Source organism: Bacteroides sp. ET336 (assembly GCF_024733815.1).
In the GTDB taxonomy this organism is placed as follows: Bacteria; Bacteroidota; Bacteroidia; order Bacteroidales; family Bacteroidaceae; genus Phocaeicola; species Phocaeicola cellulolyticus.
Genome location: NZ_JANRHK010000019.1, coordinates 21,891 through 42,250, shown reverse-complemented (window position 1 = coordinate 42,250; position 20,360 = coordinate 21,891). Strand labels below are relative to the sequence as shown.

At 41.0% G+C, this 20,360-nt stretch carries 15 protein-coding genes; 14 read left to right on the top strand and 1 reads right to left on the bottom strand.

Annotation, left to right across the window (positions count from 1 at the left end; all coding sequences use genetic code 11):
* Positions 1 to 13 precede the first annotated feature (13 nt).
* The 3 genes from NW213_RS14100 to NW213_RS14090 all read left to right on the top strand — a co-directional run bounded on the left by NW213_RS14100 (position 14) and on the right by NW213_RS14090 (position 6,491).
* Positions 14 to 1,492, top strand: a complete 1,479-nt coding sequence (locus NW213_RS14100) for a hypothetical protein (protein ID WP_258323157.1) — start codon at positions 14 to 16, stop codon at positions 1,490 to 1,492.
* Positions 1,493 to 1,512: 20 nt separating this feature from the next.
* A complete protein-coding gene (locus NW213_RS14095; RefSeq protein WP_375338159.1) occupies positions 1,513 to 3,621 on the top strand; it encodes a WD40 repeat domain-containing protein in 2,109 nt (702 codons plus the stop codon).
* Between the two features lie 80 nt (positions 3,622 to 3,701).
* On the top strand, positions 3,702 to 6,491 hold the full coding sequence (locus tag NW213_RS14090; RefSeq protein WP_258323156.1) for a caspase family protein: 2,790 nt from the start codon (positions 3,702 to 3,704) through the stop codon (positions 6,489 to 6,491).
* A 157-nt stretch (positions 6,492 to 6,648) separates the two neighbouring features.
* On the opposite strand, the gene NW213_RS14085 is transcribed toward NW213_RS14090, so the two are convergent.
* Positions 6,649 to 8,943 carry a bifunctional dihydroorotate dehydrogenase B NAD binding subunit/NADPH-dependent glutamate synthase gene (locus NW213_RS14085; protein ID WP_235339358.1) on the bottom strand — a complete coding sequence of 765 codons (2,295 nt, stop codon included), beginning with the start codon at positions 8,941 to 8,943 and terminating at the stop codon, positions 6,649 to 6,651.
* A gap of 214 nt (positions 8,944 to 9,157) precedes the next feature.
* Between NW213_RS14085 and NW213_RS14080 the strand changes: the two genes are divergently transcribed.
* From NW213_RS14080 to NW213_RS14030, 11 genes are all read left to right on the top strand, one after another.
* On the top strand, positions 9,158 to 9,436 hold the full coding sequence (locus NW213_RS14080) for a tetratricopeptide repeat protein (RefSeq protein ID WP_258323155.1): 279 nt from the start codon (positions 9,158 to 9,160) through the stop codon (positions 9,434 to 9,436).
* Positions 9,437 to 9,455: 19 nt separating this feature from the next.
* Positions 9,456 to 9,683, top strand: a complete 228-nt coding sequence (locus tag NW213_RS14075; RefSeq protein ID WP_154044972.1) for a 4Fe-4S binding protein — start codon at positions 9,456 to 9,458, stop codon at positions 9,681 to 9,683.
* 37 nt (positions 9,684 to 9,720) lie between these two features.
* Positions 9,721 to 10,800 (top strand): 3-methyl-2-oxobutanoate dehydrogenase subunit VorB, encoded by a 1,080-nt coding sequence (locus tag NW213_RS14070; RefSeq protein WP_204393510.1) that lies wholly within the window; start codon positions 9,721 to 9,723, stop codon positions 10,798 to 10,800.
* An 18-nt stretch (positions 10,801 to 10,818) separates the two neighbouring features.
* Positions 10,819 to 10,989: a hypothetical protein gene (locus NW213_RS14065; RefSeq protein ID WP_204393508.1), complete on the top strand. Its 171-nt coding sequence runs from the start codon at positions 10,819 to 10,821 to the stop codon at positions 10,987 to 10,989.
* 20 nt (positions 10,990 to 11,009) lie between these two features.
* Positions 11,010 to 11,777 (top strand): thiamine pyrophosphate-dependent enzyme, encoded by a 768-nt coding sequence (locus NW213_RS14060; RefSeq protein ID WP_204393506.1) that lies wholly within the window; start codon positions 11,010 to 11,012, stop codon positions 11,775 to 11,777.
* 30 nt (positions 11,778 to 11,807) lie between these two features.
* The gene (locus NW213_RS14055) at positions 11,808 to 12,350 is read left to right on the top strand and encodes a 2-oxoacid:acceptor oxidoreductase family protein (protein ID WP_154044975.1); all 543 of its coding nucleotides are present in this window, start codon (positions 11,808 to 11,810) and stop codon (positions 12,348 to 12,350) included.
* A 166-nt stretch (positions 12,351 to 12,516) separates the two neighbouring features.
* Complete coding sequence (locus tag NW213_RS14050; protein WP_258323154.1) at positions 12,517 to 14,604, top strand: putative porin; 2,088 nt, start codon at positions 12,517 to 12,519, stop codon at positions 14,602 to 14,604.
* Between the two features lie 22 nt (positions 14,605 to 14,626).
* Positions 14,627 to 15,442 carry a transporter substrate-binding domain-containing protein gene (locus tag NW213_RS14045; protein ID WP_154045033.1) on the top strand — a complete coding sequence of 272 codons (816 nt, stop codon included), beginning with the start codon at positions 14,627 to 14,629 and terminating at the stop codon, positions 15,440 to 15,442.
* Between the two features lie 6 nt (positions 15,443 to 15,448).
* The gene (locus tag NW213_RS14040; RefSeq protein WP_375338158.1) at positions 15,449 to 16,438 is read left to right on the top strand and encodes a Gfo/Idh/MocA family protein; all 990 of its coding nucleotides are present in this window, start codon (positions 15,449 to 15,451) and stop codon (positions 16,436 to 16,438) included.
* A 4-nt stretch (positions 16,439 to 16,442) separates the two neighbouring features.
* Positions 16,443 to 17,591 carry a DUF4421 domain-containing protein gene (locus tag NW213_RS14035; protein ID WP_258323153.1) on the top strand — a complete coding sequence of 383 codons (1,149 nt, stop codon included), beginning with the start codon at positions 16,443 to 16,445 and terminating at the stop codon, positions 17,589 to 17,591.
* Between the two features lie 104 nt (positions 17,592 to 17,695).
* A complete protein-coding gene (locus tag NW213_RS14030) occupies positions 17,696 to 20,323 on the top strand; it encodes a valine--tRNA ligase (RefSeq protein WP_258323152.1) in 2,628 nt (875 codons plus the stop codon).
* The last annotated feature ends 37 nt before the right edge of the window (positions 20,324 to 20,360 follow it).

Sequence of the window (20,360 nt, the reverse complement as noted above, 5' to 3'; positions counted from 1 at the left end):
TAGATTTTTAGATATGAAAAAGCCCGTTCTTATATTAGGATTATGTTGTCTGTATCTTTCACCCGTAAATTCACAAAATCAGACTCCGGAGGAAATATACAAACAATTCAAGCAACAGAAAGTAGAAGAATACATAGAATTCAGAAATGAAATAAACAAGAAATACTCTGAATTCATGAGACACAGATGGGCTTGGTTTAATTCTGAAGAATCAATTGAGGACAGAGAAAAGGATGTAAAACCTATGCCTGCCCCAGATGCTCCGGACCAAAACGAACTGGCAAACCGGAAGAGAGAGATCTTAAAATATAATGACATAATAAAAATAAACAACGACAGAGAGGACAAGCAGCCCAAGCCAATATGCCCTATTAAAGAAATATCGCAAAACGAAACTTATTTCAAGTTTACAGCTTATGGCACAGACATGAAAGTGAGATTCAAGGAAACGTCGAAATACAATCTTAAGGGGGCGGAAGAGAATGATGTGGCTGACATGTGGAACTATCTGTCGGACAGTGCATTCAATAACCTGATAAGAGACTGTCTGACTTTGAGAATAAAGCATAACCTATGTGATTGGGCCTATCTCAATACCTTAAAGGAATTAAGCAGACAGTATTATGGAGCTGAATCAAACGAAGCTGTAGTGTTGCAGACATTCCTATTCAACCAGTCCGGATACAAGACCAGAATAGGAAGATCAAAATCAAACAGACTCTACATGATGATAGCCAGCAATAATACTATCTATGGCAAACGCTACTTCAACATACAGAACGAGATGTTCTATCCATTGGATTCTGAAGAAAACGGTTTGTACATATTCGCAAAGGATTTTCCAGGGGAAACTTCAATGAGTCTGGACATCAGGAAAGAACAGAAGTTTGACATGGCAATATCAGAACCACACCTGATAAAATCAAAAACAAAAGATTCAATAAGTGTTGACCTGAAATTCAACACCAATCTGATGAACTTCTATTTATCATATCCGCAATCTCATTCGAATAATGACGAAATGACTAAATGGATAGTATATGCATCAACACCTTTAAGCAATGACATAAAGGAACAGTTATATCCTGTCCTGAAGGAAAAAATAAACGGGAAGAATGAAATTGAAGCTGCCAATATACTGATAGGTTTCGTACAGACAGCCTTCGAATATAAATTGGACGATATTGTATGGGGACAAGATCATCCATTCTTTCCTGAAGAGACTTTGTACTACCCTTTCAGCGACTGTGAAGACAGATCAGCACTATTCTCTACACTCGTAAGAGATCTGCTAGGACTGGAAACGGTACTGCTATATTATCCGGGACACCTTGCAACAGCAATAAAATTCAATGAAAAGGTGGAAGGCGAAACATTAATCATTGATGAAAATGAATATACCTATTGCGAACCTACATGCAACAGTTATGTTCCTGTAGGCTGGTGTCCGCCTAACCTAAAGAATTCAAAACCTACAGTGATAAAATATTAAAAACCAAATAAGAATATAGTATGAAAATTGATTTAACTTTTAAAGGCACTGGTTTATTAGCCTGTATGCTTACCGCTACTCTAGGCATCAATGTAGCAAACGCTCAAATTGATTATAAAAAGGAATTCCCGTCAAAGTATGAAATAAAAATGTTTGATAATACAACATACTGTATTGCATATCTGTCAAACGGCGAATTGCTTGCATTAAGAGACAATCCTATCATAACATACAACAAAATCAACAACATAGTATTCAACCCTACCGGAAGTTCTATAGCTGTATCCAGAGAAGGTAAAGAAATACGCATTTTTTCTTTCTATACAAAAGACAAAAAGCTGTTTACTCTGAAAGAAAAAAGAAAAGAATATAAAGATGCCGAAACTACAAGCATGTGCTATTCGGACAATGCAAGACATTTCATAGCAGGTACGTCTGCAAATGAAATTATCATTTACGATACCAAGGAATATCTTCCTCAGGCATATATAAAGACACCTTCTCCTGCTACTTCACTTGAGATGAGTTCCAATAACTATTTTATAGCTTCAACTCACGGCAATGAAATAAACATCTGGAATTTCAATACAAAAGAACTCAGAAAGAACATCAAGACCGACGCAACATTAACAGGAAGCAGCTTTAATAAAGACGCATCTCAATTTGCCGTCACTACCAAGGAAAAAGGTCTGGAAATATTCGATACAAAAACATGGACTGTTTGCCACACCTTCGACAGCATAGGAGGAACATTGAGAAATCCTTACTTTCATCCGGACGGAAAATATATAGCAGTTGTGAAAGACGACAGCAAGGTCGTAATCATCAATCTTAAAAACAACAAGATAGAAGATGAAATAGACGAAAGCGGCAAAGGAATTTCCAAACTGAAATTCTTCATGGATAATCAGAGTAAAGATGTATATTTGATTTCCGGAAGAAAAAAATCCATTGCTTTCTGGGATGCCAACGGATTGAACCCATTCTACGGAAAACTGGTAAACAGCGAAGTTGATGCCAAGATGAATGAATGGGTGAAAATGATGCAGGGTGAAACAATGGAAGAATATGCCATCCGTGTGAACGACGAAACACGCCTCAAACAGCAGATTATATTCGAAAATGAAGCTGCTACAAAACTGGCTGGTGACAGAATCTCCTTGGAAAATCCGTTTATAGGTAATTATGATACCACAAACGGAATGCTTAATGTCGGATTTAATACAATGTCGTCTATCGCACTTGAAGTGCCAATGGAAGACTTGGATTCTTTTAAAGACAGTAAAGACCTGAAATTCGAGAATGCCGTATATTACCTGAACGAAAATGACGAATTCGAGCTGGCATACGTAGAAGTTAAAAACGAAACTACTAACAAGGTATATATTTACGATAACCTTGGAAGACAAAAGATGTCGGCTATACAGGACGACAGCAACTTCGTACCTTTGGAAATCATACAACAGGCAAGCCAGGAAGAGGCTAAACTGGAAGCTATCAAGGAAGATGTAGTAGCTGAAAACAAACAGGACGAACTTATCACCGACAATACACAGATTAATGTCAAGACAGAAGTAGTTCCGGATGTAAATGCAGATGGAGAAAAAATCCTGAACTACAAAATCGGCTATCAGTATGAAGTTATAAATAAAGAGTTCTCTGCAAAAGAAGACTTCCCGTCAGGCGGATATGACATACAAAACTCAAATGCGGCAATGTCATTGATGAAGATTATCAAGAATGCGTTTGAAGGCGAATTTGCAAACTATCTGGGCGAAGGCAAACACGTGAAAATCATAATTACAGGTTCTGCAGATGCCAGCCCTATACGAAGCAAAATTGCATATAAAGGACAATATGGCGAATTCGTTGACGAACCGTATTACAAAGATGGCAATCTTGATAACATAACAGTGACAAAAGAAAGCGGAATCACAAGAAACGAACAGTTGGCTCTTCTTAGAGCTGCCGGTGTTATGGACTATATAAAGAACAATATCAACACACTGCAAACTACTAAGAACGAATATGAATACCACGTTGAAGTAGCTAAGGAAAGAGGTGGCGAATACAGACGTATAAACATCGAGTTCCTTATTGTGGATGCTTTCCCTAACGCTAAAAAATAATTATTGATTAATATCAAATGACATACTAAAGAAGGGCTGATAATATTCATTACAGTCCTTCTATTTTAATTCTTTATATTATGGTTAAATTACTATTTTCATTCTTACTGCTGGTATCCTGCTCGATATGTACATTCGCCCAAGATGCAGGCAGCTTATACAAGAAAGCCAATCAGCAATATGTTCTTTTTGAAAGTGAAAAGGACAAAGGCAACAACATGAACAGCATGTATGCTTACTTATGGGAGTCATACAGAGATTTTGCCGAACTTACCAGAACAGACAACAATTCAAACTATATAAACGGTACTAAAAACAGACTGCGCTCAATGTATCCGTTCCTTTTGAATGCCGCACTGTATTACTATGAGCAGAAGGAAACATCAAAAGCTTTTGACTTTGCTTCGGCTTATATCGACGTAAGATACATGCCTATATTCAGAAGCGAGATACTACCAAAGGACAACAGATACAACTCTATTGTATATTTCGCAGCTGTTTCGGCTTATAATCTGCAAAAACTGGAAATAGCAAAAAAATATTTCAACCTATATCTTGAAACAGGAGACCAGACACAGGAAAAAGACTGCTATGTATATCTGAACATGATTTACATGAGCCAGAAGAACTATGCAGAACAGGAACAAATACTGGAAAAGGCTATTCAGAAATATCCTGTTTCGCTCGACTTTCTGTACAACCTTGTCAATGTACATATTGCCACAAACAATATGCCCAAACTGCTGAATGCCATTGACAGAATTCTCGCCGTAGATCCAAACAACCTGCAGGTTCTGCCTATTAAAGCCAGAATACTGGAAAAGCAGGGAAACAATATAGAAGCGCTTGACATATACAAGAGACTGTATGCCCTTGCTCCTAACAATTTCGAACTACTCACCGGACTGGCACGTGCCAACTTCAATGTTGCAACAAAAATAGTAAACGACGGAGCAACCATAGCCAGTGATACTGAATATGCTCTGGTAAGACAAAAGGCTGCCACATACCTTCTTGAAGCCCAAAAACTGTTCCTGTTGATTCTGAAACAGAAACCAGAATCAAAAATCTATATGCAAGGACTTGCCGGGGTATATCAATATATGGATATGAACAGTGAATATGAAGTGCTAAACAAGATAATAGCAGACGGTGCTTCATTTACTACATTCGAACCACGACTGATGGCTTATAATGAAGCTCTGAAAAAAGTTGAAAATGTTACAGATAACACATCATCCACACCTGTTCCGCTGGATCCGGCACAACTAGTAATAAGGGTTGACAGCTTTATCGATGGAAACAATAACAGAGTAATTGATGCAGGAGAAAGCTTCGCAGTTAAATTTACCATAGAAAACAAAGGTAAAGGAGATGCTTACAGTATTAGATTAAGACTTTCCGAACAACAGGGATACGACCAATATTTCGAAGGTCCGAGAGAAATTGACGGTGGAAATATAGAAGCCGGAAAGTCGAAAGAATACACTTTCAGATATCTTGTAAAGAAAGAGATGCCTACCGTTCTTACCAAAATCAATATATATGCTTTCGAAGCCAACGGATTCGATGCGGACCCTTCGGAACTTATTGTAAACGCACAGGAATATGCTATGCCAAGACTTAAGATTGCCGACCATCAGTTCTTTGCCTCTAACGGTTCTTCAATCACTCTTGGCTCTAACGGTAAACTGACTATCGCTTTACAAAACTTCGGTACGAAGACTGCAAAGAATGTAAAAGTAAACTTCAGACTTCCAAAGAATGTATATACCACAGATTCGCCGGAAATGATAATAGACAGTATAGCTCCGGGAGATGTGGCTACATTGGATTATGGATTTATTGTGAACAAGAGATTTGCAGAAGACTCTGTTGCCGTAATGCTGACAGCTGTAGAAGAAACACAATCGTCACATATAAACGAGGCATATAAAGTAAAAGTAGGAGAATATCTTACTGCAGCAAATTCAATAAAGATAAACGGTAAGATAGCCAACAGAAAAGTAAACGTACAGGATTTCCAACTGTCGTTCAAGAGCGAACTTCTTGAAGACATTCCTGAAGGAGCTGTAAACAATCACAGATATGCCTTGATTATCGGTAATGAAGACTACAGCATGACAGGAGCCAATGCTGAAATAAATGTTCCATACGCCGTAAATGACGCTATGATATTCAGAGAATACTGCGTCCGGACATTCGGTATCCCTACAGGACAAATTAAGGTAATACCAAACGCCACTGCAGGTATGATGCACGAACAGCTCGACTGGTTGCTCAACATGGCCAGTACAGACCCTGAAGCAGAACTATTCTTCTACTACTCAGGACACGGAAACAATGATGAAGCGACAAAACAGGCATACCTTCTGCCGGTAGATATCACCGGTAAGAATATACATCTTGGTATTTCTCTTGCCGACCTGTATCAAAGACTGGCCACATATCCTGTAAAAGGTGCATACGTTTTCCTTGACGCATGTTTCAGCGGTGGTTACAAGAGTGCTGCTCCTCTGATAGCACAAAAGGGTGTACGTGTAGTTCCTAAATTAGGTATGCCACAAGGTAATACAATCAGTTTCTCATCAAGTAGCGGCGACCAGACATCCAGTGTATATCATGACAAGAAACAGGGATATTACACTTACTACCTGTTAAAGACCATAAAAGACGCAAAGGGCGATATCACTATGCAGGAACTGTTTGAAAGAACAAATGCTGAAGTGAAAAAAGCTACAGCTCTGTTGGGTAAAATGCAGGAACCGCAATACATTGTATCTCCTACATGGAAAGACTGGAGTAGTATCCAATTAAAAACACCGGAAACAACATCTATACCTGTAAGTGATTTACCGGCTAATAATTAATATATCAACTTAATATTATATGGAACTCGGCTGTTATTCCAGCAGTCGAGTTTTTTTATGCCATAAAAAAAGAACAGCCTCAACTATCACAGATAGCCAAGACTGTCCTCATAATTATTTCAGAACGGAATGTAACCGTTAAAACTCTTGTCTAAAATTATTTTCCGCTCAACTGTTTGTCCATTGCAGCAGCAGCACGACGACCGTCGCCCATGGCAAGGATAACTGTAGCACCACCGCGAACGATGTCACCACCTGCGTAAATTGTAGGAATTGAAGACTGCATATCGTCATTTACTGCAATTGTACCTTTACGTCCGAGTTCCAGGCCAGGAATAGAGTTTGGAACAATAGGATTAGGAGATACACCTACGCTGACGATAGCCATATCGATATCTATTGTTTCGATAGCTCCAGGTATGGCAACAGGACTGCGACGACCTGAAGCGTCAGGTTCGCCAAGTTCCATCTTCTGAAGAACAACCTGTTTCACACGACCTTTTTCGTCGGCAATATATTCAATAGGGTTATGCAGTGTAAGGAACTCTACTCCTTCTTCCTTGGCGTGCTTAACTTCTTCAAGACGTGCAGGCATTTCCGCTTCCGAACGGCGATAGATAATCATTGCCTTTTCTGCACCAAGACGGCGTGCTGTACGAACAGAGTCCATAGCAGTGTTACCACCACCGATTACAGCAACTCGCTTACCGAATGTGACAGGAGTATCAGAATCTTCGCTTGCAGCATCCATCAGGTTGACACGTGTCAGATACTCATTCGATGACATGATATTGATAGAGTTCTCACCCGGAATATTCATAAAGTTAGGCAGACCGGCACCAGATGCAACAAAGACACCTTTGAATCCTTCTTTCTCGAGATCTTCCACGCTTACAGTCTTACCGATGATACAGTCCTTAACGAATTCCACACCCATCTTAGACAGGTTGTCTATTTCCACGTCAACAATCTTGTTAGGAAGACGGAATTCAGGAATACCGTATTTCAACACGCCACCAATTTCATGCAAAGCCTCGAACACAGTTACATCGTAACCCATCTTTGCCATATCGCCGGCAAATGAAAGACCTGCAGGACCTGAACCAACAACCGCTACTTTGATTCCTTTCTTTTCAGCTATTTCAGGTACAGAAATCTGTCCGCTTTCGCGTTCATAATCGGCAGCGAAACGTTCAAGATAGCCGATGGCTACAGCCTCGTGTCCCATCTTCAGGTGGATACATTTAGACTCACACTGTTTTTCCTGTGGACATACACGACCGCAAACAGCCGGAAGTGCACTAGTCTGTTTCAATACGCGTGCAGCTTCAAGGAACTCACCACGCTCTATATTTTTTATAAATGTCGGTATATTGATTCCTACAGGACAGCCTTCCATACATGAAGGATTGGCACAGTCAAGACAACGCTTAGCTTCTGTCAGAGCCTGTTCTTCATTCAAGCCCAGGTTAACTTCTTCCTTACGGCTGTGTGAACGGTATTCAGGATCAAGCTCGTTCATATGTACACGTGGGATAAGGGTACGTTCTTTAGGTTTCATACTCTTACGCAATTCTTCACGCCACTGTGCAGAACGGTCGTCAGCCGGTTTTACAGCTTCGCATGTATCCGGTTTAGGATCGAGCTTGTGGATTTCCTCCACTTCAATATCCTTGAATGCCCCCATACGTTTCAACATCTCATCGAAGTCAACCTGATGTCCGTCGAACTCAGGACCATCCACACAAACGAACTTAGTCTTACCCCCTACAGTGATACGGCATGCACCACACATACCTGTACCGTCAACCATGATAGTATTCAAAGATACATCTGTAGGAATTTCGTATTTCTTTGTGAGCAGACAAACGAACTTCATCATGATGGCAGGACCGATGGCAAAACACTTATCTACCTTTTCGCGCTTGATCACTTCTTCGATACCTTCTGTCACCAGACCTTTCTTTCCGTATGAGCCATCGTCAGTCATTATAATTACTTCGTCAGAACTTGCACGCATCTCGTTTTCCAGAATGATAAGTTCTTTTGAACGTCCGGCCAGTACTGTAATAACCTTGTTTCCGGCAGCCTTCAGAGCCTGAACGATAGGAAGCATAGGAGCAACCCCTACTCCACCTCCGGCACAAACCACAGTACCAAAGTTTTCAATATGTGTAGCTTTACCCAGAGGTCCTACTACGTCTGTGATATAATCTCCTTCGTTCAACTCACAAAGACGAGTTGAAGACAATCCCACTTTCTGAACCACTAATGTAATGGTACCTTTCACAGGATCTGCTTCGGCTATGGTAAGAGGCATACGTTCACCCTTATCGCCAACACGCACGATAACAAAATGACCTGCTTTACGAGATTTTGCAATCAGAGGAGCTTCAATAACAAGCTTAAAAACTTTCTCTGAAAAATGTTCTTTTGAAATAATTTTGTTCATTTTAAACTCTTAAAGTTAGTTATATTTCCGTTTTTCATTCTTTTTGTTTCAACCTCGCAAAGGTATAATAAATAAAAATACTTACAAAAGAAATACATAAAATAACAACAAGACACACTAAAAAAGGATATTTGATGACTATTTATTCTTAAAAAATAGACTTTGATATTAAATAAAATGTATCTTTGCATACGTCTTAACATTTTGTATCTTGATGAATAATATACTGGAGAACATAAAAATAATGATTAATGACGGCCATATAGCCGAAGCCAAGGAAGCCCTGGACAGGATTATAGAACAGAATAATGAGTATGCCGACAGAGCTTATTATCTGAAAGGAAATGCATGCAGAAAACTTGGTGACTGGCAAGGCGCGCTCAACAATTATCAGGAAGCCATAAACATCAATCCGGAAAGTCCGGCAAAAGACGCCAGAGCCATGATGATGGATATCCTGAATTTCTATAATAAAGATATGTTTAATCAATAAAAACTAAATACGTATATTTATGGCTAAAATGAAAGGAGTGGTGGTAGTAAACACCGAGCGATGCAAGGGATGCAACCTTTGTGTGGTAGCCTGCCCGCTTAAAGTATTGGCTCTTACTCCAAAAGTAAATCAAAAAGGATATAATTATGTACAGCAGGTGGTAGAAGACACTTGCAACGGTTGTTCATCATGCGCTATCGTATGTCCTGACGGTTGCCTGACTGTTTACAGGGCTAAATGTGAATAACCATACTATTAAGAATAAACGATAAATAAAGAAAAATATGGCAGAAGAAGTAGTTCTAATGAAAGGTAACGAAGCCATAGCACACGCCGCAATACGCATCGGCGTGGACGGATACTTCGGTTACCCTATCACTCCGCAATCAGAAGTGCTTGAGACACTGGCTGAACAGAAGCCATGGGAAACAACCGGAATGGTGGTTTTGCAGGCAGAGAGTGAAGTTGCCGCAATAAACATGGTATATGGTGGTGCGGGAACAGGAAAAATGGTAATGACATCATCATCAAGTCCCGGCGTCAGCCTTAAACAGGAAGGTATATCTTATATAGCAGGAGCAGAATTGCCTTGTCTTATCGTAAACGTAATGCGTGGAGGTCCTGGACTGGGAACAATACAGCCAAGTCAGGCGGACTATTTCCAGACTACAAAAGGAGGAGGACACGGCGACTATCGCCTGATAGCACTTGCACCGGCATCAGTTCAGGAAATGGCAGATTTCGTAAAACTAGGTTTTGACCTGGCTTTCAAATACCGCAATCCGGCAATGATACTTGCTGACGGCGTAATAGGTCAGATGATGGAAAAGGTGGTATTGCCTGAACCACGCCCAAGACGTACAGACGAAGAAATAATCGAACAGTGTCCATGGGCTTCTACAGGCTGCAAAGGACGCAAACCTATCGTAATCACTTCTCTGGAACTTGACCCTGCCGTAATGGAACAGAGAAACTTACATCTGCAGAACAAATATGCTGAAATAGAAGCCAACGAAAGACGTTATGAGGAAATAGAATGCGAAGATGCGGAATACCTGATAGTAGCATTCGGTTCATGCGCACGTATAGCACAAAAGGCAATGGAGCATGCACGCGAGGAAGGTATAAAGGTAGGTCTGTTCCGTCCTATAACATTATGGCCGTTCCCATCTCCGGAAATTGCAGAAAGAGCAAAACAAGTCAAAGGTATATTGGTGGTAGAACTCAACAGCGGACAAATGATTGAAGATGTAAAACTGGCTGTAGAGTGCAACGTACCAGTACATCACTTCGGCCGTTTGGGCGGTATCGTACCAGATCCGGACGAAGTGGTAGATGCTTTGAAAGAAAAACTCATTAAATAACCCCAGTAAGAATAAATAATGGACAACGACAAGATAAGAAACATATTGAACATTCTGTTCATGATTGGAGCACTGGCATCTATTATCCTATATTTCACTTTAGGCGATGACAAAACCGTATTCTTTTATGTATGCGGCGCTTCACTGTTCCTGAAGATGATAGAATTCGTGTTCCGCTTCTTACTATGACAATGACGGAGGAAAATAATATGACAAAAGAAGAAATAATGAAGCCGGAAAATCTGGTTTACCAGAAGCCGAAACTGCTTAATGATAACCCAATGCACTACTGCCCGGGATGTAGCCACGGTGTGGTACACAAGCTTATTGCCGAAGTAATAGAAGAAATGGGAATGAGCGAAAAGGCTATAGGTGTCAGCCCTGTGGGATGTGCTGTATTCATGTATAACTATCTTGACATTGACTGTCAGGAAGCCGCTCACGGACGTGCGCCAGCACTTGCCACTGCAATAAAGAGACTGTGGCCGGACAGACTGGTGTTCACATATCAGGGAGATGGCGACTTGGCATGTATTGGTACAGCAGAAACTATACATGCACTCAACAGAGGTGAAAATATTACCATCATCTTCATTAATAACGCTATATACGGTATGACAGGCGGACAGATGGCTCCTACTACACTGGTGGGAATGAAAACAGCTACTTGTCCTTACGGACGTGACCCTGAAATACACGGTTATCCGCTTAAAATGACTGAAATTGCAGCTACACTGCAAGGCACATGCTATGTGACAAGACAGTCTGTTCAAACTGTTGCAGCCATCCGCAAGGCAAAGAAAGCCATAAGAAAAGCATTCGAAAACTCTATGCAGGGAAAAGGCTCCAACCTGGTGGAAATAGTATCTACTTGTAACTCAGGATGGAAAATGTCACCGGAAAAGGCCAACAAATGGATGGAAGAGAACATGTTCCCGTTCTACCCGCTAGGCGACCTTAAGGACACTACTTTATAATATTCAATCACCCTATTATTCAAAAAGAAAATGAAGCATGAAATAATTATAGCCGGATTTGGAGGACAGGGAGTTTTGTCCATGGGTAAAATTCTTGCTTACTCCGGATTGATGGAAAACAAGGAAGTGACCTGGATGCCGGCATACGGACCTGAACAGAGAGGTGGTACAGCAAACGTAACTGTCATTGTGAGCGATGAAAGAATTTCATCTCCTATATTGAGCAAATATGACTGCGCCATTATATTGAACCAGCCATCACTTGCAAAATTCGAAAGTAAGGTAAAACCTGGCGGAATACTTATCTACGACGGATATGGAATTATCAATCCTCCTACCAGAAAAGATATAAAAGTTTATCGCATTGATGCTATGGACGAAGCTAATGAACGCAACATGGCAAAGACTTTCAACATGATAGTACTTGGCGGATTGCTGAAACTGATGCCGGTAGTATCAACAGAAAGTGTAGTAAAAGCTTTGCGCAAGACTCTGCCGGAACGTCACCATCATCTTATACCGATGAACGAAGAAGCTATCCGCATCGGTATGGAAATAATAAAAGAAGCATAATAACTCAATAATATACCAAAAAGGAGGAGTAATCTATAATGATTATCCTCCTTTTTTCGTTTTTATATCGTATCTTTGGACAAGATAGGACTCACCCCTGAATTAAAAGCCGAAAACTATGTTTTCGCTTTGTACTTCTATCGTTTTGCACTATCTTTGCCACGATATGAGAAAGATACTTATTACAGCTATATTAATATTAGTGTGCGTCAATACATTCGCACAAAATATGATGCAAAGCCAATACGGCTCATCTGCTTCAGGACTCAGCAGCGACCGTTATGACAGAAACGGAAATCCTATAGACACAACTGCCGTGGTTGATGCAAGTACCGTGCCCATAGGTTTGAGTTCATGGACCATAGACGAACGTTTCGGGACAAAAACTGCAATACCGGTTGACACTCTCCAATTCGGATTTCAAAACACAAACGACAATGGCGGACCGACAGGACATTATACTTATCTTGGTAATCTTGGCTCGCCACGCATATCACATGTTTTCTTCGAAAGGGCAGAAACCACACAGGAATTTTTCACTGACCCTTATGATTTTGCTCTTGTAACACCGGGAAAAGTCAAATATACAAACACAAAATCTCCGTTCACTAATCTTACTTATTACAAACACGGAGCAGGAAGACGTGCCGAAGAAAGATTTAAAGCCTACTTTGCCGTTAATGCCAACAAAAGGCTTGGTTTCGGTTTCGACATAGACTACATATATGGCAGAGGTAAATATATGAACCAGTCAACAGCACAGTTCAACGGTAACCTGTTTGCATATTATCATGGCGATAAATACGAAATGCACTTCAATTTTATAAACGACAACATAAGAGTTACCGAAAACGGAGGTATAGCAGACGACCGATACGTGACAGCACCTATAGAAATGGCAGACGGTGGAAGAGTGTATAAATCGTATGAAATACAGACTAACCTCGAAGATATCTGGAACAAGAATACAGGATACCACGCGTTCCTGACACACAGATATAATCTGGGATTTTATAAAGATGAAAGTACCGAGAACGATACCATAGCAAAAGAAGTATTTATTCCGGTAACAAGCTTCATACACACCGTAAAGGTGGATATGAACACACGACAGTATATCTCATACAACGATGAGCAAAACAGGAAATATTTCGAAAACCACTATCTTGGAACCGACTCCACTGACGTGACAAAATACATGTCTGTCAAGAATACGGTTGGAATATCACTTAGAGAAGGGTTCAACAAATGGGCAAAAGCCGGACTGACAGCCTTTTTGAGTTTCGAACACAGGAGATTCTCAATGACAGACAGTATAGAAGGTACTCCTGGACAATATATGAGAGACTACAAGGAGAATGTATTGTCAGTGGGCGGACAATTGACAAAGGCACAAGGAAAAACTTTACACTATGATGTATTGGGTGAAGTTGCGATATTGGGTGAAGATATAGGACAATTCAATATAGAAGTAAGAGGAGACTTGAACTTCCGTCTGTTCAACGACACTGTAAGGCTGGATGTAAACGCATATATAAAGAACCTGAATCCGGCATTCTATTACAGACATTTCCATTCGAAACACTACTGGTGGGACAATGACCTGTCAATGATAACACGCACAAAGATAGAGGGAAGACTAAGTATAGACCGCTGGCGTACGCAACTGCAGGCAGGCGTGGAAAACATCACTAACTATACGTATCTGGACAATGTCTCAGTAGGATACACAGATGCCAACGATGCCAATATAAAGACGTATAAGAACAATGTTACTGTAAGGCAGAACCCAGGAAGCATACAGGTGTTCAGCGCCAAACTAAGGCAAGATTTCAAATTTGGCATCTTACATCTTGACAATGAGATTGTGTATCAGAAAAGCAGTAACAACAGTGTTCTTCCACTGCCGGATCTTGTGCTTTATCACAATCTCTACATCAGAGCAGGACTGGCCAAAAAAGTTCTTACAGTGGAATTGGGAGCAGACGTAAGATATTTTACACAATACTATGCACCTGACTATGCACCGGCAATAGGACAGTTCTATCTGCAGAATCCGGAAACAAAATATAAGCTTGGAGGTTATCCACTGGTGAACGGATACATTAATTTACATCTGAAACGTACTCGCTTTTTCCTGATGATGTATAACCTGGTGCAAGGAACAGGCGAAAGAAGTTATTTCTTTGCTCCACATTATCCGTTAAACCCAAGAGGACTAAAGATAGGCATCTCATGGAACTTCTTTGATTAACTATATAAAATCAGCTGAGTATATGGCAAAAAAGATTCTGAAATATATAATATCCATAATAGTCGTATCGACTGTTATAATACTATTGTTCTCCAGAAAGAATCCTGAGGAAAAGTTCTATCCCAGAGATTATCATGGGATTATAGAGTCGGGAGTCATAAAAGCTGTAACAGAATACAATGCCCTAAGTTATTATATATTCAAGGGAGAGACCTACGGGTTTGATTATGAAGTATTAAGTGCTTTTGCAAAAGAAAAAGGCATAAAACTTGAAATGACACCCGAAATGAGTTTTGAGAAAAGAATCAAAGGTGTCATAGAAGGAAGATACGATATGATTGCACTGGGAACTGCAACTACCTCACAACTGAAAGACAGTATCTTATTTACAAATCCATTCGCCATCGGGAAACAGATACTTATTCAAAGAAACGACGAAGACAATCGCATTGACAGCCCTCTAGGACTTGCCGGCAAGACCATACATATAATAAAGGACTCGCCTGCACTGATGAGAATCAATAATCTGATGGACGAGATAGGCGATTCGATATACATAGAAGAAATAACCGACTATGGGCCAGAACAACTATTAGCAATGGTATCGGCAGGAGATATTGATTATGCCGTATGCGATGAAAGAACCGCAAAAATGTACATGAGAAGATTCAAAAATCTTGATCTGAATACAAACATAAGCTTTAATCAGTTCTACTCATGGGGAGTTAACAGAAATGCTCCAATACTGCTTGACAGTATAAACAGCTGGCTGGAGAGATATATCAAGACCAAGGAATACAAAGATTTATATAACGAATACTTTAAGCGAAATTATTAGTCTGTTATGATGAATTTTGATAAGGTAAATTGGGGTTTCATAGGATGCGGAGAAGTGACAGAAAAGAAAAGTGGTCCCGCATTCAATATGGTGGAAGGATCCAGAGTAGTTGCCGTAATGAGCCGCGATGAAGAAAAAGTAAAATCATACGCTCAAAGACACAACATACCTAAATGGTACACTGATGCGCAGGAGCTGATAGGTGATGAAGAAGTAAATGCCATATATATAGCAACACCTCCATCCTCGCATGCCACATTTGCCATCATGGCAATGAAAGCAGGAAAGCCTGTGTATATAGAAAAACCTATGGCGGCATCATACGAAGATTGTGCCAGAATAAACAGAATATCAAAAGAGACAGGAATTCCTTGTTTTGTGGCTTACTACAGGCGGTATCTGCCGTATTTCCAAAAAGTGAAGGAACTTGTAACGTCCGGAGAAATAGGAAACGTAATAAATGTTCAAATAAGGTTTGCACAACCTCCAAGAGCCCTGGACTATAACAGCAAGAACCTTCCGTGGCGCGTGCAGCCAGTTATTGCAGGAGGAGGATATTTCTACGATCTGGCGCCTCATCAGCTGGACTTGCTGCAAGATATGTTCGGATGCATACTCGAAGCTGAAGGATACAAGAACAATCGTGGCGGTTTATACGAAGCTGAAGACACCATAAGCGCATGCTTTAAATTCGATTCGGGTCTCCCCGGTTCCGGCTCATGGTGTTTTGTTGCTCATGAATCTGCAAAAGAAGACAGAATTGAAATAATAGGAGACAAAGGCATGATATGTTTTTCAGTGTTCACTTACGACCCTATAGCTTTACATACGGAAAGAGGACGCGAAGAAATACTTCCACCCAATCCTCCGCATGTGCAGCTACCACTGATAAAGGCCGTAGTGGAACATCTGCAAGGAAAAGCAATCTGTACCTGCGATGGCATCAGCGCCACTCCTACCAACTGGGCTATGGACCGCATACTGAATAAACTTTAATAAAATGTCGGCACGCATTCTTTTAGTTTCAGCAACAATACTGTTCCTCCTCATTCCATGTTTACTGAAAGCACAGAATGAGGAAAAAGAATGTGTGCAGACTGCTATAAGCGATTCGCTGAATTGTTTGTCTGATTTAAAATACGACAATCAAACAAGTCCGTTCAAAAAGTTTTTCAATAGAAGCGTTGAATGGTTTAACGCAACGGACACGAATTATATACAGCCCAATAAATACAACCTGACCATGATGCTTGAACAAAGTACATGGTTTGAACATTATCGCTTGAGCGGAACAGGCGAAAACGGTAATCAATTACTGGGTTTCGCACCAAAAGTAAACACAAAGCTTGGAGTCTATTTCGGATGGAGATGGATTTTCCTGGGCTACTCGTTCGATCTGGCCAGCTTATTCAAGAAAGAGAGGGAAAAGCCAAGAACAGAAATGGTTTTCAACCTTTACAGTGCTAAATTCGGTGTGGATCTGTATTACCGAAAAACAGGAAGCAATTTCAGAATAACCACCTGCAAAAACTTTGATAATGCCGAAAAATATATAGGCACAAATTTCAACGGCTTCAACAGCAAGATTAAAGGACTTAATGCCTACTATATATTCAACAGCGAAAAATATTCATATCCGGCAGCATACAGCCAGTCAACAAACCAAAAGAAAAGCTGCGGATCGCTAATGGCAGGCTTTGCCTTCTCGCAGCATGACATTACTTTAGACCAAAGCAAACTACCACAGGAAATCAAGGATCAGATACGTCCTTCATTAAACTTCAACAAGCTTGCATATACAGACTTTAATTTAAGCCTCGGATACGGCTACAACTGGGTCTTTGCCAAAAACTGTCTTCTTAATATTTCATTACTTCCTGCCATCGGATATAAAAAAGCGAGAATAAACGACACACCTACTACTCCTAATTCTGACTGGACACAGTGGGTGAAGGATATAAACTTCGACCTCATAACCAGAGCCGGAATAACCTGGAACAACAGCAAATACTATGTAGGAGCCACACTAATACTACACACCTACGACTATAGAAAAGATAACTTCTCGATGACAAATTCCTTTGGAAGCCTGAAGATTTATGCCGGATTCAATTTCTGGAAAAGAAAACAATATCGTCGTCCGGAATAAGTCATAAAGACTATAGGTCATTATATTGAATTTTCGAACAACTTTTATTAATTTTGCAACCGATTATACATTTCGTAAAAACAAATAATAATTAGATATAAATCATGGAATTAGCAAGTAAGTACAATCCCGCAGATGTGGAAGGGAAATGGTACCAGTATTGGCTGGACAACAAACTTTTCAGTTCTAAACCGGACGGACGCGAACCATATACCGTCGTAATCCCGCCACCAAACGTGACCGGAGTGCTCCACATGGGACACATGCTTAACAATACTATACAGGACATCCTGGTACGTCGTGCCCGTATGATGGGCAAGAACGCATGCTGGGTTCCGGGTACAGACCACGCATCTATCGCTACAGAAGCTAAGGTGGTAAACAAATTGGCTCAGCAGGGAATAAAGAAAACCGACCTCACAAGAGAGGAGTTCCTGAAACATGCATGGGAATGGACTCACGAACACGGAGGCATAATCCTGAAACAGCTACGCAAACTTGGTGCTTCGTGCGACTGGGACCGCACAGCCTTCACTATGGACGAAGAAAGAAGCAAGAGCGTGATAAAGGTTTTTGTTGATCTTTACAACAAGGGACTGATTTACCGCGGCGTGCGTATGGTAAACTGGGATCCTAAAGCCCTGACAGCACTTTCTGACGAAGAAGTTATCTATAAAGAGGAACACAGCAAGCTCTACTACCTGAGATATAAGGTTGAAGGAGATGCTGAAGGACGTTATGCCGTAGTTGCAACTACTCGTCCTGAAACAATCATGGGTGATACTGCTATGTGTATCAATCCTAACGATCCAAAGAACGAATGGCTGAAGGGAAAGAAAGTGATTGTTCCGCTGGTGAACAGAGTAATCCCTGTTATCGAAGATGACTATGTTGATATCGAATTCGGTACCGGATGCTTGAAGGTTACTCCTGCACACGATGTAAACGACTACATGCTGGGCGAAAAATATAATCTGCCATCTATCGACATCTTCAACGACAACGGTACTATCAGCGAGGCTGCCGGAATGTATGTAGGAATGGACCGTTTCGACGTTCGTGAACAAATCGCCAAAGACCTTGCAGCAGCAAACTTGCTTGAAAAGGTTGAAGACTACAACAACAAGGTAGGCTTCTCTGAACGTACAAACGTAGCCATCGAACCTAAGCTGTCAATGCAATGGTTCCTCAAGATGAAACACTTTGCAGACATGGCGTTGCCTCCTGTAATGAACGACGAGCTGAAATTCTATCCTGCAAAATACAAGAACACATATAAGTACTGGATGGAGAACATCAAGGACTGGTGTATAAGCCGTCAGTTGTGGTGGGGACACAGAATTCCCGCTTACTTCTTGCCTCAGGGTGGATTCGTAGTGGCAGAAACAGCTGAAGAAGCTTTGAAACTTGCCATCGAGAAAACAGGCAATAAGGACATGAAGATTGAAGACCTGCGTCAGGACGAGGACTGTCTGGACACATGGTTCTCTTCATGGCTATGGCCTATCTCTCTGTTCGACGGAATCAACAATCCGGGCAATGAGGAAATAAAATACTACTACCCTACTGCCGACCTTGTAACAGGACCGGACATCATTTTCTTCTGGGTGGCACGTATGATTATGGCAGGATATGAATATATGGGCGACATGCCTTTCAAGAATGTATATTTCACAGGTATCGTGCGCGATAAAATCGGCCGTAAGATGTCCAAGTCACTCGGTAACTCACCAGACCCGCTTGAACTGATTGATAAATATGGTGCCGACGGTGTACGCATGGGTATGATGCTTGCAGCTCCTGCAGGAAACGATATCCTGTTTGACGACGCTCTATGCGAACAGGGACGTAACTTCAACAACAAGATATGGAACGCATTCCGTCTGGTAAAGGGATGGAACGTAGAAGGCAACGAACAGCCTGAATACGCACGCCTGGCAACTGAATGGTTTGAGGCAATGCTTGCAAAGACTACAGCCGAGGTAAACGACCTGTTCGGCAAATACCGTCTGAGCGAGGCTCTTATGGTAGTTTACAAACTGTTCTGGGACGAATTCTCAAGCTGGTATCTTGAAATGGTGAAACCTGCATACGGACAGCCTATCGACAGCGTGACTTACGAAAAGACTTTGAGTTTCTTCGATACACTGCTCAAACTTCTGCATCCGTTCATGCCATTCATCACTGAAGAGTTGTGGCAGCACATCTATGACCGCAAGGATGGTGAAAGCATCATGACTCAGACTCTTAACATGACAGAGACTTATGATGAAACTATCATAAACAAATTTGAAGCTGTAAAAGAAGTTATCGGTGGCATCCGTACTATCAGACTTCAGAAGAACATTGCTCAGAAAGAGGCTCTGAATCTTGAAGTGGTTGGAGAAAGTCCTGTTGCAGACTTCAACGCCGTTATAGAGAAATTGTGTAACCTGTCTGAAATAGCACAGGTAGATGCAAAGGCAGAAGGTGCAGCTTCGTTCATGGTTGGTACAACTGAATATGCAGTTCCTCTGGGCAACCTTATCAATGTGGAAGAAGAGCTGAAGAAACTTGAAGCAGACCTGAAATATCAGGAAGGATTCCTCATGAGCGTAATGAAGAAGCTAAGCAACGAGAAGTTTGTAAGCAAGGCTCCGGCTAACGTTATTGAAATGGAACGCAAGAAACAGGCTGATGCAGAAACCAAGATTGCAGCACTGAAAGAAAGCATCGCAGCCTTGAAAAAGTAATCAACCGAATATATCTATAAACAAAAAATGAACAGTC